This is a genomic window from Frankia torreyi, from assembly GCF_000948395.1.
In the GTDB taxonomy this organism is placed as follows: domain Bacteria; phylum Actinomycetota; class Actinomycetes; order Frankiales; family Frankiaceae; genus Frankia; species Frankia torreyi.
The window spans coordinates 1-20,417 of record NZ_JYFN01000003.1; the positions used below are offsets into that span (position 1 = coordinate 1).

A 20,417-nucleotide genomic window follows, 5' to 3' on the forward strand; every position below is an offset into this window, starting at 1 on the left:
CGTGCGCAAGTCATCCTCAGGATACGGCGCCGTGGCTGCCGTGCCGACCACCCGCGATCGTTCGGTCGGACACTTCCGAGGCGAATATTCGTGTGCCTGGCGATCGCTTGTGTCGGGGCGATGGTTCGGCGCGTCCTGGGCGTCGGTGATCGTCGGGTCGGTCGCCGTGCACGCCGGGGGCGGCCGGACGCCCAACGCGCGCAGACGCGCGCACGCGCGTTGGGGCCGTGCATGCACACCCTCGTGCACACCGGTGCACGGCGCGTTGCACGATCCGTGCACACCCTCGTGCACACCGGTCCGGCCGGCCGATCGAGAGCCGTCACGCGCCCGGTCGGAGCACTGCCGCACATCTTGATCGTGGACTCGGCTTTCCGTGTTCAAACCATGCCTTTCGTCCCGGCTCTCGGCTCTGTTATCCGATTCTCCGTAGTGGGATAATTAGGTTCGGATCGGTGTGCCCTGCCGTGCGCCGCTTCGAATGATCGTCAGTCCGGCTCCTGTGAAGTGGGTGGGTATGACATCGTTGTGGATCTTCGTTGGCCGTTCGGTGCGTCGGGCGGGCGCGGCAGGTCGTGGCACGCGCCTCTCCTCGGCGACCGGCGTGCGTCGTCTTCTCGTGGTCGTGTCCGTCCCTGGAGAATCCACGAGGGTCGGGCGGAAACCCGGGTACACATGGCGCGGTGGATCACCTTAGCCGGCGGGCTATTCACTCTGTGTGACGGTAGCGGGATGTCCGCTACGGGGTAGCGGCGTCGCTGACGGGTGCGACGGCCTGTCCGCCGGTCTGAGCTGGGCGGACGGGTCGGGGTAGCCGTAGCGGCCGTGGGGTCGCTGTCGGGCGCGTGCCCGCGTGGAGCGGGGGCGACGTGCCGTGGCGCGGCTACCGCTGCCCGTGCGGACATCGGCATTCCTCGGATGATCCGGATCACGCGAGAGAAACGGGTATCGGCTCGTTGGAAGCGGCACGCCGTGACAAGGTTCAGATCCTCGCCGAATATCAGCCGGAAATCAACTGCGATGACTTTGCCGCCGCGATAGTCGCCTGGGCGGACATCCTTGTCCGCGAAGGGTCGGAGAACGGTGCCGGGGGAATTCCATCGGCCCGTACAGGAGAATCCGAGAGGCTTGGTAACGACTCGGAGAGCCGGTTTTCGTAGGGTCACGTCGTGCTATCATGCCCGCGACGATCACCACGAGAAAGGGTGTGCCCATGCCCCCGAAACTCATCCCGGAATCCAATGTGCCGCTGTCCGCATCGTCTTCCCGACGACTGCGGGCGATCTTTTATCTTCGGGTGTCGACGAAGTCGCAGGTTCGCACCGACTACGATCCGGAAGGCATCTCGATTCCGGCGCAACGCGTCGCCTGCGGGGCGAAAGCCGAGACGTTGAATGCCGACATGGTGGGCGAATATGTCGAGCCGGGCGCCTCGGCGCACAAGAATCTCGAACGACGCGAAGCGTTCCGCGACATGATCGCCCGGATCGAGCGGGACCGAGACGTCGATATCGTGATCGTCTACCAGCTCAGCCGGTTTGCGCGGGACCGGTACGAGGATGCCGCTTTCACGCTGCGGCTGCGGAATCTCGGGGTTGTTCTCGTGTCCGCGACGGAGAACATCGACGAGACACCGGCCGGTGAACTCCTCCACGGCATGCTCGCCGTGATCAACCAGTATCAGTCTGCCGCCAGTGGGAAAGACATCAGCTACAAGATGCGGCAGAAAGCCGCGAACGGGGGCACCCCGGGACTTGCTCCGATCGGCTATCTCAACGTGCGGATCCGCAGTGAGGGACGGAACATCGCCGATGTCATCCTGGACGACGACCGGTGGCGACTCGTGCAATGGGCCTTCGAGCAGTTCGCCACGGGCGCATGGACGGTGGACAGCCTGACCGAGGAACTCAACCATCGTGGTCTGACCAACCGCGCCGCAGGGAAACGCCCGGAACGACCGCTACATTCCTCCCACGTTCACAAGATCCTGACGAACCGGTACTACGTCGGCGTTGTCACCTTCGACGGGGTCGAATATCCGAACGGCCGGCATCCCACCTTCGTCGCCGAAAGAACGTTCATCAGAGTGCAGGGGCTCCTGAAATCCCGTGCGACTGCTGGCGACAAGCCACAGAAGCACTTTCATCCATTGAAGGGAAGCCTGTTCTGTGGCTACTGCGGGTCGAAGTTCGGGATCACGAACGCGACCGGCCGGCACGGCGGAACCTACCCGTACTTCTACTGCCTCGGCCGGAAACCCGGAAAGTGCCGACAGCCCTACGTGATGATCGATGTGGTGGAACAGCTCGTGGCGGACTGGTGGCGCCGCGTCGAGATCACGTCACGGCAGAAGGCGCGGATTCGTGACATCGTGCTCGACGGTGCGCAATCCCTCGTGACGAACGGCAGCGAACAGGCCGATCGGCAGAAACGCCGCATCGGCGAACTCGAAGACGAACGGCGCTCATGCATGCGCGCCTACTACAACGGCGCCATCGGCGAGGAACTCCTGAAGGAGGAGCAGCAGCGGATCGACCGCGACCTTGGTAAGGCGCGCCATGCTCCGCGCCTGCGAAAGCGAATGGCAGTCGATCGGCGCGGTTCTCGACCGACTGTTGAGTCTGTGCGAGGACAGCCACGCCCTTTACACCACTGCCCCGGCACTCGTGAAACGCCAACTCAACCAAGCGGTTTTCAAACGCTTCTGGATCATCGACAAGGGAATCCACGGGGCGGACCTGTTCCCGCCGCTGGCCCAACTCCTCGGTGATGATCTTGCCGCACTGCTGAGTCAGGAGATCCAAGATCTGATCAAGGCTCAGAACGCCACAGACCAGCCGGAAAGCCCAGACCTACATATCCCCACCAAGGGCGCACCTACGGTTGTCCACGATGACACCAGACCCCGTAGCGGGCATGCGAAAGCGCCGCTCGGCATCTATCCGAACGGCGCAACGCCCTATCAGCTCAAGAGAGGGGAAGATCATGTTTCGAACTTCACCACTCTTGTGGAGGTGAGGGGACTCGAACCCCTGGCCTCCTCCGTGCGAGGGAGGCGCTCTACCAGGCTGAGCTACACCCCCTGGAAGTAACCGAAGCTTACAGGATGGCGGGGGCTGTGTGACGACCACCCCCGTCCGGAGTGCATCGCCATCCGTCCGCCAGCTCGCGGGGCGAGGTCAGCCGATCCGGACCGTGCGGTCGCTGTGGGCCTCGGAGCGGGCCTCGTCGCGCCTCTCGGAGCGGGCGGCGGGGAGGGCCACCTCGGTGAGGTCCGCGCGGCGGCCGGGGTGTTCCGCGGCGCCGACTGTGACGGCGGTGCCGGCCCGGCGCGGGGTGCTTGGGCGCCGGGCCGGGGAGCCTGTGCGGGCAGGCGCCACGCCGGCGCCGACGGGACGATCGGGGGTGGTGGCCCAGCCGCCCTGGCCCCGGATGCCGAGGGCCTCCTGCGCTCCGGAGCCGACGAGGGTCGCGAGGAGGTGGTCGAACAGGTAGGCGGCGGCGGTCGGTCGCAGCAGGCCCGCCTCGTGGCGGGACCAGCCCCACGCGCGGGCGCCGTCGACGACGAGTTCCTGGTCCGGCCCGGCGTCCCCGGGGAAGGCCAGTCGCGCGTCGGCGGTCGGCGGTGGGCCGTCGAGGGGGCGGTGGGCCCACAGTTGCAGGGCCTCCTCGGGGCACCATCCCTCGTCCCGGACGGCTACCTGCCACGCCGCCCGACCGGGCCGGTACACGGCGAGCCGGACGGACGTGCCCCGGCAACGGAAGTGCAGGCCGACTCCGTCCGGGCGGACGCCTCGTATCTCGACCGGCACCGCGGAGCTGCCCGGGCAGACGAGGTATCCCTCGTCCCGCAGACGGGCCATCCACGCCTTGAAGGACACGGCGGATGCTGCCTTCCTGATCGATACGCACGTCGGGGGACTCCCACCGGAGGATCGGCGAACTGCCGGCCGGACCTGGGGCCGGGACATCGCGCGCGGCAGGCCACCGGCGAGCCGATCCGAAGCCGGATCGGTCGCCGTGGCCTGCGGCATGTCGCGAATCCTCGGCAGACGTCGGCAAACGCCGGATGCCCGCGTTCGGCGGGAGATGACGGAGCGGTGCCTCTCGCCACTGCGACCGGAGGTGGCGGTCCGTGGGCGCTGCCGGCTCGTTGCGGGGCCGGTGACCGGGACGACGGACGATCAGCGGGGGTCGGCCCGCCGGTCAGGATGGTCTTGCGCCCAGGTTCGATGCACCGAACTCCGAGGCCCCTCGCACCCGGGCCGGCCCCGAAACTATCGGGCCGACCGGCTCGTCACGCTGGCGGCGAGCCTCAGTGGGCGCGAGGGCTGGGACAACACGGACAGCTCCCGGGACGACAGACCACTCGCCACCCCCGGTGAGGGGCGGCGCCGTGCTGCAAACGGAGCGTCACCTCTCCATTATGCATGGGGGCCGATTCGGGTGCCGACGCGCAGACACCCGGCGGGCGGTTCGGGGCTGACCGGGACGAGGCCGGCCGCGATGGTCCGGCGGCCGTGCCGGGCGTCTCCCAGTGGTCCTCCCGTAACAGCTCCCGTGAGGCATCCCGTCGGCCCGGCGAGTTCAGGCCAGGCGGTGGGGGCGGCGCGGGCGCACGCCTGTCCGCGCAGTTCCGGCGCGTGCCGCGTCCCCGCGATCCGGCGACCAGCCGCGGCCGGCGGTCAGCGGTCGGCGGCCGGCTGCGGCGGCCGGCCAGGGCGGCCAGGGCGGACCGGGCCTGGTCGCTGGCCGCGGTGGATCGGGCACGGCCGATCGCACGGTCGACCCACGCGAGGGGGTTCCCCCATGCCAGCCTGGCAAGGCGGCCGGCGTTTGGCGCCTGTCCGGCGGCCACCGCGCTCGGCGGGACCGAGACCCCGGGGCCGGACCGAGGCCGGGACCGGACCGAGACCCCGGGACCGGTCGGCCGGATGGTCCGACCAGGGGATACCGGGTTGGTAGCGGTGCTCCGCGGGCATCGGGCTCGGTGGGGCCCGATCGGGCGGTGCGGATGTGGCCCAGGGCGGATCGAACCTGGCCTTCCCGGGAATCACGACGGCACAGACGTCCAGTCGGAACGAGGGACGGTGAGACGGTCGTGATCTTCAACACTCGGGTGGAGGCGGGCCGGCAGCTCGGCGCACGGCTGGCCCACCTGCGCGGCCAGGATGTCGTCGTCGTGGGGCTGCCCCGCGGCGGGGTCCCGGTCGGGTACGAGGTGGCGCGGGCCCTGGATGCGCCACTGGACGTGATCCTTGTCCGCAAGATCGGTGTGCCGTTCCAGCCCGAGCTCGCCATGGGCGCGATCGCCGAGGGCGGGGTGCGGGTCGTCAACGAGGAGACCCTGCGGCTGGCCAACGTCGGTCCGGGCGCGTTCGCCGAGGTCGAGGCGCGGGAGGCGGCCGAGTTGGAGCGGCGCGCCCGGCGCTTCCGGGACGGCCGGCCGCGGATCCCCCTCGCCGGCCGCACGGTGGTCATCGTCGACGACGGGATCGCGACCGGTTCGACGGCGCTGGCCGCCTGCCGGGTCGTCCGGGCCCAGGGGGCGGAGCGGGTCGTGCTCGCCACCCCCGTCGCCGCCCGTGACCGCGTCGACTGGCTGCGCCGGCAGGCCGACGAGGTGATCTGCGTCCAGGAGCCGGCGAGCTTCTTCGGCATCGGCGAGTTCTACGCCGACTTCGATCAGACACCGGACGAAGAGGTCACCGATCTGCTGCGCCGGGCCGCTGCCCGCCGTCCGGGGGGCGCGACCGGAAATCGCGATGCCGATCCGGTGGAGGACGCCCGTGCGGAGGCCGCCCGCGTGGAGGGTGCCCGAGCGGAGAACGCCTGCGGGGAGGCCGCCCGAGCGGAGGGTGCCCGCGGGGAGACCGCCCGAGCGGAGACCGCCTGCGGAGAGACCGCCCGAGCGGAGGGTGCCCCAGCGGAGGGTGCCTGTGACGGTGGGGGGCCCGGGACGGGCCGGGTCGTGGAGGTGTCGATTCCGGCGGATCTGGTGCGGCTCGCCGGGCGGCTGAGCGTGCCCCCGCAGCCGGGCGGGGTGGTCGTCTTCGCGCACGGCAGCGGCAGCAGCCGCATCAGCCCGCGTAACCGCTTCGTCGCCGACACCCTGGCGTCCGCGGGGCTCGCCACGCTGCTGTTCGATCTGCTGACCCCGGACGAGGAGCGCGACGTCGGGAACGTGTTCGACATCGGGCTGCTCGCCCGGCGCCTGCTTGCCGCGACCGCCTGGCTGCGGGAGGTGTCCGCGACCGCCGCCCTACCGCTGGGCTACTTCGGCGCGAGCACCGGCGCCGCGGCGGCGCTGTCCGCCGCGGCCGAGGCCGCCCAGCAACCCGCCTTCGACGTCGCCGCCGTCGTCTCCCGGGGCGGGCGGCCGGACCTGGCCTGGGATGCGCTGCCGGCGGTGCGGGCGCCGACCCTGCTCGTCGTCGGCGGGCTCGATGAACAGGTCCTCGAGCTGAACCGGCGGGCGCGGGAGCGGCTCACCGGCTGCGCGAGTCGCCTGGAGATCGTGCCGGGCGCGACGCATCTCTTCAGCGAGCCGGGCGCGCTGGAGCGGGTGGCCGCGCTCGCCCGGGACTGGTTCGTCGACCACCTCACCCTGCTGGGCCACGCACACCAGGTCTGACCGACCTCGTTCGTCAAGCACCTTTGCGTAATCGTGTGCGTGCTCCCCGAAATGGGGGAACGACGTCAAGGGGAGCGCATGGCCCACCCGGGCGGGGCGTCGGGCGGAGAGGGGCTAGGCATGGCCTACATCGGTTCGGTGGTCAGCGGGCCGCCGGTGACCGTGGCGAGAGCCACCACGATCAGCGAGGCGGCCCGGAAGATGGGGCGAACGGGCGTCGGCGCGCTGCTCGTCGTCGACGATGACCGGCAGGCGGCGGAGCGGCAGGTCGATGACCGGCAGGCGGGGGAGCGGCAGGTCGGGGATCGACTGGTCGGCATCGTGACCGACCGTGACATCGTCCTGCGCGGGGTGGCGCGGGGGATCGGGCCGGACGGCCGGATCGACGCGCTGATGACGACCGAGGTCATCACCGTGCCCGCCGGCATGGGCGTCGAACGGGCCTACGAGATCTTCCGGGATCACGCGATTCGGCGGCTGCCGGTGCTGGACGGCCGGCGCATCGTCGGCCTGGTCTCCGTCGACGATCTGCTGATCCGCAGCGAGCGGGAGATCGCGGACCTGGTGCATCCGCTGTGCGAGGAGACGTTCGCCCCGCACCGCGAGGCGGCGGCGCCGGTCGTGACGGAACGAGTGACGACCACGACCACGACCACCACGGCGGCCGTCCGCATGGCCGATTTCGCCGCGCCCGCCCGTCGACGGACCGCGCTGCACGCGCACCCCGGAGACACCCTGGTGGTTCACAGCCACGTACCCAGGGCACCGGACCGGCTCGGGGAGATCTTCGAGGCCCGGACGGACGCGGGTGACCCGCCGTTCGCTGTGCGCTGGTCAGACACCGGGCATGTCAGCTTCGTGTACCCCGGCCCGGACGCGGAGATCCGCCGTGGCGGCGAGCGGGCGGTCGCGGACAGCACCCGCTAGGGTCACGAGCTCGCCGACCGGCACCCGCCGCGGGGTCAGGCCGCGGTGTCCACCACGTGGCCGCCCTCGAAGGCGATCGTGCGGTCGGCGAGGACCTCGGCGTCGGTCGGGTCGTGCGTGACGATCAGTACGGGTGCGGACAGCGTCGGCAGGACCGTGCGCAGGAACGCCCGGACCTCCCCCCGGGTGGTGGTGTCCAGTGCGGCCAGCGGCTCGTCGAGCAGCAGCAGGCGAGGCTCCGTGGCCAGCGCGCGGGCGAGCGCCACCCGTTGGCTCTGGCCGCCGGACAGAGCCCCGGGGCGGCGGTCGCCGAGCTCGCCGATCCCGAACCGCTCCAGCCACGAATCCGCCCGTTCGCGCGCGTGCCGGCGGCCCTGGCCGAGGCGGGCCCGCACCCCGAACGCCACGTTGTCGCGGGCGCGCAGGTGCGGGAACAGCAGGTAGTCCTGGAACACGACGCCCACCGGGCGGCGCTCGGACGGGACGAAGCGGTGTTGCGTGGGGTCGTCGAGGACCTGTCCGGCCAGCGTGATCCGTCCCTCGTCGAGCGGGAGCAGCCCGGCCAGCGTGCGCAGCAGGGTGCTCTTGCCGGCACCGCTGCGGCCGAGAACGGCGACCGTCTCCCCCCGGGCGACCTGGACGTCGACGGCGAGGACGAACTGGCCGCGGCGCACCGTCACGCGGGCATCGAGGCCGCCCGTCTCCGACGCCGGTTCGGGCCCGGGCTTGGACGGGTCGGACTGCGTGCTCCCCGGCGTGCCGGCGCTCACCCGAGTCCTCCCTCAGGGCCGACGGCCACCGGTGTCGGGCGGGATGCCCGGCCCCGTAGCAGCCGCCGGGCGCCCGGGAACCACCGCGCGCGCAGCGCCACCAGCACCGCGACGCAGACGGCGAGCAGGACGAGGGACAGCGCGATGGCGGCGTCGGTGTCCGTCTCCAGCGCCAGGTAGACGGCCAGTGGCATCGTCGTGGTGGTGCCGGGGAAGTTGCCGGCGAAGGTGATCGTCGCGCCGAACTCGCCGAGGGCGCGGGCCCAGCACAACGCGGCCCCGGCGGCGACGGCGGGCGCGACCAGCGGGACGGTCACCCGGCGGAACGTGGTCCAGGGGCCCGCGCCGAGGGTGGCGGCGGCGTCCTCGAAGCGGCGATCGGCGCTGTTCAGCGCGCCCTCGACCGAGACGACGAGGAAGGGCATCGCCACGAAGGTCTGCGCGATCACCACTCCGGCGGTGGTGAAGGGCAGGGTGATCCCGAACCAGTCGTCCAGGCGCTGCCCGACAATGCCGCGCCGGCCCAGGGCCAGCAGCAGCGCCACGCCGCCGACGACGGGCGGCAGCACCAGCGGCAGCGTGACCAGCGCCCGTAGCAGGGAGCGACCCGGGAACCTGGTCCGGGCCAGCAGCCAGGCGAGCGGAATGCCGAACACCAGCGACAACGCCGTCGCCGCGGTGGCGGTCTCCAACGACAGCAACAGTGCCTCGCGGACGCTGTGCTTGGTGATCAGATCGGGTAGCCCGGACCAGGGGGCCCGGACGAGCAGGCCGACGAGCGGCAGGAGCAGGAACAACGCGGCGACCGCCCCGGGCACCCACAGCGCCCACGGCGCCCGGCGGCGGGTCTCCCGGCGGGCGGTACGGCCCATCGCCCGCGGGCGGGGTCGCCGGTCCGGATCGCGATCCAGGCCGCGATCCGGACCGGCTACCAGGCTCTCCGGTGCGCCCGCGGAGCCGCCCCTCGACCGGTTTCGCGCGCGCAGTGCTAGCCGCCAACCGGTCACGGCCCGCTGCGCCGGAGCGGCCCACGGGAGCGAGGCATCGCCTGGACTCGTCATCGCCGGCGGGGCCCCTCTCCCTGGTGACTCTGGTGATCCGTTGCAGCACAGGTGATCCGTTGCGGAGCAGGTGAGTGATCCGTTGCAGAGCGGGCCACCCGCGGGACCCGGGCCGCCGGACGGTCAGCGGCGGTCGGGCATCTCGATGACGACGTTGGTCGACTTCACCGCGCCGACCGCGAGGACGCCGGGTTCGAGCCCGAGCTCGTCGGCGGCCTCCCGGCTCATCAGGGAGACCAGCCGGTGCGGGCCGGCCTGGATCTCGACCTGGGCCATCACCGTGTCCCGGGTGACCCGGGTGATGATCCCGGGGAATCGGTTGCGGGCGGACTCGGCGACGACGGGCGTCGCTGTACTGGTCTGGTCTCCTGCCATATCCTTGGCGAACTCGGCCAGGTTGGCGCCCTCGATCGCTCGGCGACCGGCGTCGTCCAGGACGGTAGGCAGTCGGCCGCTGTCCGCCCATCGGCGGATGGTGTCGTCGCTGACACCGAGCAGCGCTGCCGCCTCACTGATCCGGAATCTCGGCATGCTTGTGATGGTAGCCCGGTAGCTTCGGCGAGTTCGACGCGCATAACCCGAATTTGCGGTGATTTTGGCGGCGTTTCTTCCGCTTACGCGGAGCTCCTCCGGTGCGGCGGGGTCGGCCCGTTCGTGGCCTCGGCCGGCCCGTCCCCGGCGGGATGACCGGTTGGCGCCCAAGCATCCGCCCCGACGGGGCACCATGCGGATGTTGCCCCGTCCGCCGATCCCCGTCCCTGGAGCGCCCGTGACACCGTCCGCTCGCCCGTTAGCCACCGCCACCGCCAGCACCGCCGACGGCCCGGCCGTCGACCCCACGGATCCGGTCGCGGCGCCGGTGCGGATCAACGTCCGCGCGCTGCTGGTCGAGGGTGACCGGATCCTGCTCGCCAACGAACGCGGCCAGACGTGGTTCCACCTGCTCGGTGGCCGGGTCGAGGCCGGGGAGACGGTGCAGGGGGCGTTGCGCCGCCTGCTCGATGAGCAGGCCGGCATCGAACTCGACCATCTCACGTTCGCCGGCTGCCTCGAGGGAACTGCGATCGAGCGCGGAGAGCGGGTCCGGGTGCTTGACGTCGTCTTCGCGGTCGACCGGTCCTGGGCCGGCGAGTTCGGCACCAGGCTCGACGACCTGGACATCGTCTCGGCGTCCCTCGTGAGCCTCCCCGACCTGGATCTGCGCCCCGCCACCCTGCGCCAGCTCATCCCCGAGTGGCTGCTGCACGCCCGACCGGCCTGGTACGGGGCGAGCGGCCGCTGACCGCCGAGGCGTGGCCGACCGCCGAGGCATGGCCGACCGCAAGGCGTGGCCGGCATCACGGCGTGGTTGACCGCAAGGCGTGGTCGGTCTCACCGAGTAGGTGACCTCGCGGCGTGGTTGACCTCAATCCGACTTCAGGTTCTAGCGTTCGGTCACGGGCCGGCGCCGCCTCGTGGGCACATCGGCGCGGCCCGTGGCCACCCGGCCCCGACCGCGACCTGGAGGACGGATCATGTACGCAGTCCGGCTGCACGAGTTCGGCCCGGCGGGCAATCTCCGCTACGAGCAGGTCGACGATCCGGTGCCGGCGGCCGGCCAGGTGCGCGTCGCGGTGGCCGCGGCCGGCGTTCACCTGGTCGACACCATCCTGCGGCAGGGCTCGGCCGGTGGCCCGTTCCAGCGCCCCGAGCTGCCGACCATCCCAGGGCGGGAGGTCGCCGGCACGGTCGACGCCGTCGGGCCGGGCGTCGACGAGGGGTGGCTCGGCCGGCGTGTCGTCGCCCATCTCGGCCTGACCGGCCAGGGATACGCCCAGCTTGCCGTCCGCGAGGTGGACAGCATCCATCCCATCCCGCCCGGCCTCGACGCCCCCGCCGCCGTGGCGATGATCGGCACCGGTCGCACCACGATCGGCATCCTCGACGTCGCCGAGCTGACCGCCGAGGACGTCGTCCTGATCACCGCCGCGGCCGGCGGCATCGGCAGCCTGCTCGTCCAGGCGGCCCGCGGCGTCGGGGCGACCGCCGTCGCCATCGCCGGGGGAGCCGCGAAGGTCGCCGCGGCGCGCCGCCTCGGCGCCGACATCGCCGTCGACTACACCCTCCCCGACTGGCCGGACGCCGTCCGGGCCGCCCTCGACGGCCGCACCGTGACCGTGACGCTGGACGGGGTGGGTGGCGCCGCCGGCCGCGCCGCCCTGGAGCTGATCGGACCGGCCGGCCGTTACTACACGTTCGGCTGGTCGGCCGGGTCGCCCACCGCCATCACCACCGAGGACGTGACGGAACGTGGCCTGCTGGTCGCCTCCGTCCTCGGCCCGCGGATGTTCCGCCGGCCCGGTGGGCTGGCGGCGCTGGAGGAGGCCGCGCTCGCCGCCGCGGCCGCCGGCACCCTGGTACCAGCCGTGCAGACCTTCCCGCTGGCCGAGGCGGCGGCCGCCCATGCCGCCCTGGAAACCCGCGCGACGACCGGCAAGGTCGTCCTGATCCCCTGATCCCCACCGAGCCCCCCTGAGCCCCGGGCGGAGCGGGCGGGGATCGTAGTGTTGCGGTGGTGGCGGTTCGAGGGACGGGCGACGCGCTGGTGCTGCTGACCGGATCCCAGGCGCGCCGGGCGGCCCTCGCGGCTCAGGGGCTGGCTCGTCCACGGCCGACCGGCCGGCTCGATCGTCGGCACCTGCGGGCCCTGTTCGCCCAGGTCGGGGTCGTGCAGATCGACTCGGTGAACGTGCTGGCCCGGGCGCACTACCTTCCCGGCTGGTCGCGGTTGGGACCGTACTCTCGGGAGATGTTCGACCGGCTCGTCCAGGTCGAGCGGTACGCCTACGAGTACTGGGCGCACGAGGCCTCGCTCGTCCCGGTCGCCTGGGAGCCGCTGTTCCGCTGGCGGGCGGCGGCGGCGCTGGCCGGCGAGGGCCTGTGGCGGGGGGTCGCCGCGTTCGGCCGGGAGCGCGCCGACTACGTGGCCGACGCGCTGGCCCAGGTCCGTGACCGCGGCCCGCTCGCCGCCGCCGACCTGGCCGAACCCGGCCGCGGCGGTGGGGGCTGGTGGGGATGGGCGGACGGCAAGCGGGCCCTGGAGTACCTCATGTGGACGGGCCAACTCTGCGTCGCCGGCCGCCGCGCATCCTTCGAACGGCTCTACGACCTGCCGGAGCGAGTGATCCCACCGGCCGTTCTCGGCCTGCCGACCCCCGACCCGCACGAGGCCGTCCGGATCCTGCTCGGCCACGCCGCCGACCGCCTCGGGGTGGCGACCGCAGGTGACCTCGCCGACTACTTCCGGCTGCCCGCCGCGGTGGCGAGGCCCCGCCTCGCCGAGGTGGTGGAGAACGGGGAGCTGGTGGAGGTGGGGGTGGCCGGCTGGTCCGGGCGGGCGTACGCCCGCCCGGAGCTCACCGTCGCCCGCCGGGCCGCCGCTCGTGCCCTGCTGTCCCCCTTCGACCCGCTGGTCTGGGAACGTGCCCGCACCCGTCGCCTGTTCGGGATGGATCTGGTCCTGGAGCTCTACACACCCGCGCCGAAGCGGCGGTACGGCTACTACGTACTGCCTTTCCTGCTCGGGGATCGACTCGCGGCCCGGGTCGACCTCAAGGCAGACCGGGCGGCGAGGGTCCTGCGGGTCGCGGCGGCCTGGCACGAACCCGATCCCGGCTCGGACATCCCGGCCCCGCGCCGTTCGGTTCGGCCAGGTCGGGCAGGTCAGCCGTCGGTCGTCGCGGCCGGTCGGGATCTGGCCGGTCGGGATCTGGCCGGTCGGGATCTGGCCGGTCGGGATCTGGGCGGTTCGGATCCGGCCGGCTCAGCGTCGGACGGTCCGGATCCGGGCAGTCCGGCGACGGTCGCCGGCGAGCTCGCCGCCGAACTCGCCGCGCTCGCCGGCTGGCTGGGCCTCGACCGTATCGAGGTCGTCGCGAACGGGACGTTGGCCCCCGCACTGACCCGAGCGGTCGCGGCCCTCGGCGCGGCCGGCTGAGCGCGCCGGTCCACCCGGCGGCTTTGGCAGCGCGCCTTTGGGATCACGGCTTTGGGATCACGGCTTTGGCAGCGTGGCTTTGGCCGCGCGGCCTTGGGAGCGCGGCCGGCGCCGCTACTTTGCAAGAGTGGCCCTCGATGCCGATGCCGATGCCGATGCCGACCGGCGCGAACCGGTTCGCGGACTGCTCACGCGGCCGTCGCCGGGAGGGGTGACGGTGTGGTCGTCGTCGGCGTGACGGGCCACCGGGGGCTCACCGGGGATCAGGCCCGCTACGTGGCCGCGCAGGCGCGCCGGCTGCTCACGCCCCTCGCCGACGCCGGTTTCGCCGGGATGACCTGCCTCGCCGAGGGCGCGGACACCATCGTCGCCGACGTCGTGCTCGCTCTCGGCGGCCGGCTGATCTCCGTGATCCCGGCGGACGGGTACCGCGACTTCCAACCCGCCGCGCATCGCCGGGACTTCGACCGCCTGCTGCGCTGCTCCGCCGAGGTTCGTCGGCAGGACCGCCCGACCCCGGACCTGGCCAGCCTGATGGCGGCGAGCCGGGTTCTCGTCGACGCCTCAGACCGGATCATCGCGGTCTGGGACGGTCTGCCGGCCCGCGGCTACGGGGGTACGGCTGACGTCGTCGATTACGCCCGGCTACGGCGCCGGCCCGTAGAGATCATCTGGCCGGCTGGTGCCGTGCGTCGCTCGGCGAGACCCGACGCCGAGGACTGACAGCGCCGGCCAGCCGGCGGCCGGACCGTCAGCGGGGAGTGAGCGGGACGATGCCCACCTGGACCGGGGTGAGACCGCTCTTGGGCGCGGCCGAGGTGCCGGCGGTCCCCGCGGCCGGAGGCTGCGCCTGGGCTGGGGCCTGTGCCTGGGCTGGAGCCTGCGCCTGGGTCTGGGTCTGGGTGCGCGCCGGCGCCTGGCTCTGACTCTGCGGTTGGCTCTGACTCTGCGGCTGGCTCTGGGCCTGGGTTCGGGGGGGTGCTTGCTGGGCCTGGGCCGGCCGGGCAGCCGGGGCCGCACCGCCGCTCGCGGCCGGCAGCCCCGCCGCGGCGGCCACGGGCGCCGCCGGAACGCGGTCCGTGCCGGCCGTGCCCGGCGTGATCGTGCCGGGCTGCCCCGTCGGTGCGGTGACCCGGGACGCCGGAGGCTGCGCGGCGGGCCGTTCGGTCGGCGTGAGGGGGGTGACGAGGAGCCCCTGGGGCGCCTGGACGGCCGGGTTCGGGGCGCTCACCGGGGCCTGCCCGGCGCCTTGCGCGGGATGACGATCGGCCGAGACCAGTGGCGCGCCAGCCGCACCGGCGTCCCCGGCACGGCTGGCCGCGGCGAGCCGCAACGTGTGCAGCGCGAAATCCTCGGCGGCGAGATCCTCCTGCTGCTCGTACTCGGTCGGGGCGAGCGCCGCCCCGCCGCCGGGGCTGGTCGGGGCGCCGGTGGCCGCGTCGCCGGGATCGGTCGGGGCGGCGGGATCGGTGGAGTCCGTGGAGTCGGCGGAGCCCGCCGGCGCGGGCGCCGCGGACGGGTGCGCCGGCGCCGGCGCGACCCGGTCTGCGGACCGGCTCCCGGCCGTGCCGTCCCCGGCGCGATTCTCGTGCAGGGGGGCCTGCGCGCCGGTGGTCACGTCGTCGCTGGAGCCACCCAGCCCCGCGGCGGTCGCGGCCGCCGCGACCGCGGCCGCCGCCGCCACCGCGAGCACGGCGACCGGGCGGGCCCGGGGACGGCGCCGACGCTCCTCCTCCGGGTCCGGCGAGTTCGGTGGCAACCGCCGCACCCCCGCCGCGGCCGCCGAACGTTCGGACGGGGTGGACTGGCCGCCCACCGTGGCGCCCTGGCCGGGCGGGAGGATCAGCGTCGGGTGCGTGCGGCTGGCACTCTGCTCCGAGCGGTCTGCCGCGGCGGACCGGCGGGGGCCGGGCCCCGCCGGCCGCTGCGACGGCGTCGGCGGCGGGGGGAGCACCGGCGGCGGTGGCAGGGTCGGCAACGGGGGCAGCGTGAGGCTGACCTCGGGTAGGTGGGGCAGGTCCGGTAGGCCGCCCCCGGCCGCGTCTCCCCGCCGTCCGGCATCCTCCCGCCGTCCGGCATCCTCCCGCCGTCCGGCATCCCCTCGCCGCTCGGCGGAGCGGGCTCGTCCGAACGGGTCGGCCCGCCTGATCGCCCGGCCGAGGCCGTTCCCGGCGCCGCGACCGTCCCCGCCACTGGTCTGCGTGTCGCTACTGGTCTGCGTGCCGCTACGAGTCTGCGTGCCCCCGTGGCTGGTCGCGCGGGCGGTGCTGTGGCGACCACCGCTGGCCGGCCTGACCTCCCCACTCCCACCGTCGGAGCGGGACGGCGGCGGAGTGAGTCGCGCGGTGACGGCCTGCTGGCGGGAGATCGCGCGGGAGCGGTCGCGCCCGGCGCGACCCGAACGAGGGCGTGGACCGGCAAGCAGGGCCAGTAGTTCGGAGACGTCGGGCAACGAGGCACCGTCGGCCTGTCGCACCCGGGCCAGCGCGCGGGCCACCCCGGGGCTGGTCGGGCTGTCCTGCTCGGGCCGTTGCGCGCGCCGCCAGCCGCCGCGGCCCGCCGGCTCCACCGAACCGGACGCCTTGCCCGTGGCGGCCAGGTCGACGATGCCGGCCCAGGCCACGATGTCGGCGGCCGGCCCGTCCCAGCCGCCCGCCGCCGGCCCGTAGCCGTACCCGGGCACGTAGCCGCCGCCGGCCGCAGGCACGGTCGCGGCCCCCTGCCCGGCGGCGGCCGTGGACAGTAGCAGCGGGCGCAGGGCGGCGGCGATCCCCAGGTCGACCAGGCGAGGACCGACGACGGACAGGACGACGTCCGTGGCCGTCAGGTCGCCCAGGGCGCCGACCGTGTGGTGGGCCGCGTCGATGGTTTCGAGCAGGGTGCGGGCGAGCCGGTCGATCTCGTCGGCGGACAGCGGTCCCCGCTCGGTGAGCTCGCGCGCCAGGGTCGGCCCGCCGACGAACTCGGTGACCACGTATGGGCGGTCCGCGTCGGGCGCGGCGTCGAGCACGCCGCAGGTGTGCGGACCGGACAGCACGCTGGCCCGGTCGACGGCCGCCGCGAAACGGGCCCGCATGTCGGCGCGCAGGGCGTCGCCCGGATGCAGCGCACGGATCGCCACCTGGCCGCCGCCCGGCGCCCGGCCCAGGTAGACGATGCCCGTGATGCCCGCGTCGAGGCGGCCGAGCAGCGGATAAGGCCCGAGCGCCGAGGATTCGCCGGCGGCGAGCGGTGCGACGTGGCGAGGTAGTCGAGCGGTCATGGTGGGTGCCCCGAATGCGACTCGCGGATGGCCGGCGGCGTGCGACCTCTCCGACGGTAGCTACTCAGGTCGTGTCCGTGAAGGCCGCTACGCCCCCTTCTTCGGATGCATCCGGGTCGTGGCCGCCGTGCCCACGAGGTCCGGGGTCGGCGTGGCCGCCTCGACGGGGCGCGGGGGCGCCGGCCGGGCGCCCGGATGAGCGGCCTCGATCCCGTCGAGCAGCCAGCCCAGGGCCTGCTCGAAGCGGGGCGTCAACAGCCGGCAGCCGGCCGTCCGCAGCGACTGCAGCCGGGGCAGCTCCTCGGCGGCGACGATCGCGTCGAAACCCGGTTGCGGTTCCAGCATCGGCGCAGGATCATCGTTATGGTCGCCCGCGGGTTCGTCCGGGTCGCGGTACGCCTGGCCGCTGAGCTCCCGCAGCGTGCAGCCGACGACCAGATCGCTGACGGAGTGGATGATCCGCAACTGCTCGTCCGGATCGTCGGTGATGCGCGACGCGACGGTGAGGTACTGCTCGAGGTAGCGCAGCTTGTTGGGGCCGAGCGCGGGGCGGACCGCGACGCCCAGCGCCCACGGGTGGCGCTGGAAGGACTGCCTGATCCGCCGGGCGATCTCGGTCAGCGCCGTGCGCCAGTCGGCGGGGATGTCGTCGAGCAGGTGCCCGCCGAGAAACTCGTTCCACATCAGGTCGAGGAGCTCGTCCTTGTCGCGCACGTGGTAGTAGAGCGTCATCGTCCCGACGCCCAGGCTCGCGGCGAGCCGGCGCATCGACACGGCCGCCAACCCCTCGGCGTCGGCGAGCTCGATGGCCGCCAGCGCGAGCCGCTCGGGGCTCAGGCTGGACCGGCACCCCGGTGGGGGACCCTGTCCCGCCCGGCGCCTCCCGCCCGGCCCGACGGCCGGTTCCGTCGGCGCGGCCATGACCTCGTCACCTCCGAACACGCAGCCGAACAGCAGTTTTTGCCGTTGGTACATCGTACGGCGTAGGGTGGCCCCTAGTCCTCGTACGGTGTACGACGGCTGCTAGGAGGGGATGTTGGGAATGGCACATTCGGAGGGAACAGGCGCAAGCGGCGTCGGCGGTCCCGATCAGGTGGCGGCGGGGGTGCCCGGGGGCACCGCGTCCGTCGAGGCCTCCGTCGGGGGTGGTCGGGGCGCGGCCGGTTCGGCGCCGCCGGCCCCCCGGGCGAAGTGGGCCGTGCTGGCGGTGTGCTGCCTGGCCCAGTTCATGGTGGTGCTCGACATCTCGATCGTGAACGTCGCGCTGCCGGCGATGCAGACCGATCTCGGCATGTCGGCCGGCGGTCTGCAGTGGGTGGTGAACGCCTACACCCTCGCCTTCGCCGGGCTGCTGCTGTTCGGCGGCCGGGCGGCGGACTTGTTCGGTCGGCGCCGGGTCTTCGTGTTCGGGCTGGGGCTGTTCACGCTGGCGAGCCTCGCCGGTGGCCTCGCCCAGTCCGAGACGCAGCTCATCATCGCCCGGGCGGTGCAGGGTCTCGGCGGCGCCGTGCTGGCCCCGGCGACGTTGAGCCTGCTGATGACCTCGTTCGCGGAGGGCCGGGAGCGGACCAGGGCGCTCGGCGCCTGGGGTGCCACGGCGGCCAGCGGCGGTGCCTTCGGAACGGTCGTCGGCGGGATCCTCACCGACGTCGCCGACTGGCGGTGGGTGCTGTTCGTCAACGTGCCGATCGGGGTGGCGCTCGTGGCCGCAGCCCGCGTGGTGCTCGTGGAGTCGCGGGGGCAGGTCAGCCGCCTGCGCGACCTCGACGCGCCGGGCACGCTGACCGTGACGGGCGGCCTGGTTCTGCTGGTCTACGCGATCGTCCGCACGGAGACCTCCTCCTGGGGCTCGCCGGTGACGATCGGGTTGCTGGTCGGTGCGGTCGTGCTCCTCGGTGCCTTCGTCGCGATCGAGGCCACCACGGCCAATCCGCTGGTGCCGCTGAACATCTTCCGCTATCCGGGGATCGCGGTCGCCAACGTGGTCGCGGCGCTCCTCGGCGCGGCGATGTTCGCGGTGTTCTTCTTCCTCACCCTGTTCCTGCAGCGGGTCGAGGACTACAGCCCGCTGCGGGCGGGGCTGTCGATGCTGCCGATGCCACTGATGATCATTTTGGCGTCGCAGCTCGTCACGCGGACGATCGGTCGGCTCGGCCCACGGCCGATCATCATCTTCGGCGCCGCCGTGGGCTCGTCGGGCCTGCTGTGGCTGTCGGCGATCACGGTGGGCGGCTCGTACTGGACGCATGTGTTCGGCCCGCTCGCGGTAATGGGCTTCGGCATGGGAACCACGATGGTCTCGATGGTCTCCGCGGCCACCGCGGGTGTGCCGATGCGGCTCGCCGGGCTCGCCTCCGGGCTTATCAACACCGGGCGGCAGATCGGGGCGGCCGTCGGTCTCGCCGCCGTGACGACGATCGCCACGCATCACACCGACAGTCGGCTCCGCCATGGGATCGCGCCGCCCGAGGCGCTGACCTCCGGGTACTCGCTCGGCCTGTTCATCAGCGGCTGCGTCTTCGCCGTGGGAGTCCCTGTGGCGTTCCTGCTGCCGCGGCTGCGCCGGCCCGAGCCGGCTGCCGCCGGGCCGCCGGCACCGGCCCAGCTCGCCGACGCCCAGCTCGCCGACGCCGACGAGCAGGCAGTCGCCCACACCGCCGAGATCTGACCTCGGGTCGAGCTGCCTGGTCTTTCCAGAGGGATGGACCGGACACGGAACCCTCTGGAAAGACCAGGAACTCCGACGCCCCGCCGCGGCGGGGCGTCGGAGCCGGCGGGACGTGACGTCAGGGGCGGGCCGAGCGCAGCAGTCCGACGACCTCGGCGGCGGCCCGCTGCACCCCGTCCGGGCCGAAGATCTCGATGCGGCCGACCGCGCGGCCGTGACCGGCGTGCACCGTGCGGACCTGGAACAGGTGCCAGTCCCGGACGTCCAGGTCATCGAGGAACGTGACGGTCTGGGACAGCACCGCTGCGGCGACCTGCGGCCGTTCTCCGGGCAGGGGCGGGATCCCCGCGGCCGCGAGCAGATCAGCCAGAGGTAGCAACTCGCAGGAATGTGCCAGCAGGGCCCGCCAGATCGTCGGGTCCTCGCCCGCGTCGGGGATCCGCTGCCACTGGTCGAGCCGGTGCGGCTCCGCCCGCGGCAGCACCCTGACCTCCCACGGCATCATCGGCCGATCCGGGCGCGGCAGCCCCGCCTCCGGCCCCGGCAGGTCCACTCGGCTCGTCTGCACGCTGAGGAAGTCGGCCTCCGCGGCCCGCAGCATCACGTCCGCCCGGCAGATGTGCAGCGAGCCCTGCCGGAAGGACAGCGCCAGCGCGTCGATCGAACCGCCGTGCGCGAGACGTTCGACGTCGACCCAGAGCGGCTGCCGGCAGTCCCCGGGGCGGGAGAAGATCGTGTGCAGCGAGTGCACCGTCTTGCCCGGCGCCATGCGTTCCGCGAGGACGATCTGCTGACCGAGCAACTGCGCACCGAGGATCCCGCCGTGCGCGCTCACCAGACATCGGGCCGGCACCGGAGGGACGTCCCCGCCCAGGTCCAGCACCGCCAGCAGGTCGCTCAGCGTAAGCCTGCCAGGCGCCGGGGCGTTGACCGGTACCAGCGACTTGGGCCGTGCGGATTCCGAACCGTCCCGCTGGGGATCGATGGTCTCCACGGACCGTCCACCCACATCGCACCCCTTCTCTCGCGACGGCCGACGGCCGGTGCCGCGAGGGACGCGATCGCTGCGCGCCGCGGCTCGGCGCGGGCAGGTGACCGGTCGCCGCGCCTGCCGACGGT

At 73.2% G+C, this 20,417-nt stretch carries 15 protein-coding genes and 1 tRNA gene; 8 read left to right on the forward strand and 8 right to left on the reverse strand.

The features are described from left to right. Positions 1-1,177 precede the first annotated feature (1,177 nt). A complete protein-coding gene (locus tag FF36_RS02545) occupies positions 1,178-2,770 on the forward strand; it encodes a recombinase family protein (RefSeq protein ID WP_082121622.1) in 1,593 nt (530 codons plus the stop codon). Positions 2,771-3,009: 239 nt separating this feature from the next. Here the strand turns inward: FF36_RS02545 and FF36_RS02550 are convergent. After that, positions 3,010-3,083 (reverse strand) — tRNA-Ala (locus FF36_RS02550). A 96-nt stretch (positions 3,084-3,179) separates the two neighbouring features. Beyond that, a complete protein-coding gene (locus FF36_RS02555) occupies positions 3,180-3,881 on the reverse strand; it encodes a hypothetical protein (protein ID WP_044883340.1) in 702 nt (233 codons plus the stop codon). A gap of 1,220 nt (positions 3,882-5,101) precedes the next feature. Between FF36_RS02555 and FF36_RS02560 the strand changes: the two genes are divergently transcribed. Continuing rightward, positions 5,102-6,634, forward strand: coding sequence for a phosphoribosyltransferase family protein (locus FF36_RS02560; RefSeq protein WP_044883341.1), 1,533 nt, complete (start codon positions 5,102-5,104; stop codon positions 6,632-6,634). Between the two features lie 120 nt (positions 6,635-6,754). Continuing rightward, on the forward strand, positions 6,755-7,561 hold the full coding sequence (locus FF36_RS02565) for a DUF1918 domain-containing protein (protein ID WP_044883342.1): 807 nt from the start codon (positions 6,755-6,757) through the stop codon (positions 7,559-7,561). 35 nt (positions 7,562-7,596) lie between these two features. Here the strand turns inward: FF36_RS02565 and FF36_RS02570 are convergent, their stop codons facing one another. The 3 genes from FF36_RS02570 to FF36_RS02580 all read right to left on the reverse strand — a co-directional run bounded on the left by FF36_RS02570 (position 7,597) and on the right by FF36_RS02580 (position 9,923). Next, positions 7,597-8,331, reverse strand: coding sequence for an ABC transporter ATP-binding protein (locus FF36_RS02570; protein WP_044883343.1), 735 nt, complete (start codon positions 8,329-8,331; stop codon positions 7,597-7,599). After that, on the reverse strand, positions 8,328-9,203 hold the full coding sequence (locus tag FF36_RS02575; RefSeq protein WP_044883344.1) for an ABC transporter permease: 876 nt from the start codon (positions 9,201-9,203) through the stop codon (positions 8,328-8,330). Before FF36_RS02575 ends, FF36_RS02570 begins: the two co-directional genes overlap by 4 nt. Positions 9,204-9,515: 312 nt before the next feature. Then, a complete protein-coding gene (locus tag FF36_RS02580; protein ID WP_044883345.1) occupies positions 9,516-9,923 on the reverse strand; it encodes a TOBE domain-containing protein in 408 nt (135 codons plus the stop codon). A gap of 238 nt (positions 9,924-10,161) precedes the next feature. Here FF36_RS02580 and FF36_RS02585 point away from each other — a divergent pair, with 238 nt between their 5' ends. From FF36_RS02585 to FF36_RS02600, 4 genes are all read left to right on the forward strand, one after another. Then, positions 10,162-10,674, forward strand: coding sequence for an NUDIX hydrolase (locus FF36_RS02585; RefSeq protein WP_044883346.1), 513 nt, complete (start codon positions 10,162-10,164; stop codon positions 10,672-10,674). A gap of 232 nt (positions 10,675-10,906) precedes the next feature. Continuing rightward, positions 10,907-11,887 (forward strand): zinc-binding dehydrogenase, encoded by a 981-nt coding sequence (locus tag FF36_RS02590; RefSeq protein ID WP_044883347.1) that lies wholly within the window; start codon positions 10,907-10,909, stop codon positions 11,885-11,887. Positions 11,888-11,946: 59 nt separating this feature from the next. Further along, positions 11,947-13,368, forward strand: coding sequence for a winged helix-turn-helix domain-containing protein (locus FF36_RS02595; protein ID WP_044883487.1), 1,422 nt, complete (start codon positions 11,947-11,949; stop codon positions 13,366-13,368). A 219-nt stretch (positions 13,369-13,587) separates the two neighbouring features. Then, positions 13,588-14,091, forward strand: coding sequence for a hypothetical protein (locus FF36_RS02600; RefSeq protein ID WP_044883348.1), 504 nt, complete (start codon positions 13,588-13,590; stop codon positions 14,089-14,091). A gap of 28 nt (positions 14,092-14,119) precedes the next feature. Here the strand turns inward: FF36_RS02600 and FF36_RS02605 are convergent, their stop codons facing one another. Continuing rightward, positions 14,120-16,630: a hypothetical protein gene (locus tag FF36_RS02605; protein WP_052680918.1), complete on the reverse strand. Its 2,511-nt coding sequence runs from the start codon at positions 16,628-16,630 to the stop codon at positions 14,120-14,122. 87 nt (positions 16,631-16,717) lie between these two features. Then, positions 16,718-17,551: a TetR/AcrR family transcriptional regulator gene (locus FF36_RS02610; RefSeq protein WP_044883488.1), complete on the reverse strand. Its 834-nt coding sequence runs from the start codon at positions 17,549-17,551 to the stop codon at positions 16,718-16,720. A gap of 112 nt (positions 17,552-17,663) precedes the next feature. Between FF36_RS02610 and FF36_RS02615 the strand changes: the two genes are divergently transcribed. Continuing rightward, positions 17,664-19,298, forward strand: coding sequence for an MFS transporter (locus FF36_RS02615; RefSeq protein WP_044883350.1), 1,635 nt, complete (start codon positions 17,664-17,666; stop codon positions 19,296-19,298). Between the two features lie 118 nt (positions 19,299-19,416). Here the strand turns inward: FF36_RS02615 and FF36_RS02620 are convergent, their stop codons facing one another. Continuing rightward, positions 19,417-20,292 carry an acyl-CoA thioesterase gene (locus FF36_RS02620; protein WP_242418131.1) on the reverse strand — a complete coding sequence of 292 codons (876 nt, stop codon included), beginning with the start codon at positions 20,290-20,292 and terminating at the stop codon, positions 19,417-19,419. Positions 20,293-20,417: the final 125 nt, after the last annotated feature.

Bases quoted from the DNA above. Each gene is read 5' to 3' on its own strand.
- FF36_RS02590 (WP_044883347.1), top strand. From the start codon at position 10,907: ATGTACGCAGTCCGGCTGCACGAGTTCGGCCCGGCGGGCAATCTCCGC.
- FF36_RS02575 (WP_044883344.1), bottom strand. From the start codon at position 9,203: ATGGGCCGTACCGCCCGCCGGGAGACCCGCCGCCGGGCGCCGTGGGCG.
- FF36_RS02580 (WP_044883345.1), bottom strand. From the start codon at position 9,923: ATGCCGAGATTCCGGATCAGTGAGGCGGCAGCGCTGCTCGGTGTCAGC.
- FF36_RS02565 (WP_044883342.1), top strand. From the start codon at position 6,755: ATGGCCTACATCGGTTCGGTGGTCAGCGGGCCGCCGGTGACCGTGGCG.
- FF36_RS02605 (WP_052680918.1), bottom strand. From the start codon at position 16,630: ATGACCGCTCGACTACCTCGCCACGTCGCACCGCTCGCCGCCGGCGAA.
- FF36_RS02545 (WP_082121622.1), top strand. From the start codon at position 1,178: ATGCCCGCGACGATCACCACGAGAAAGGGTGTGCCCATGCCCCCGAAA.
- FF36_RS02615 (WP_044883350.1), top strand. From the start codon at position 17,664: ATGTTGGGAATGGCACATTCGGAGGGAACAGGCGCAAGCGGCGTCGGC.
- FF36_RS02610 (WP_044883488.1), bottom strand. From the start codon at position 17,551: ATGGCCGCGCCGACGGAACCGGCCGTCGGGCCGGGCGGGAGGCGCCGG.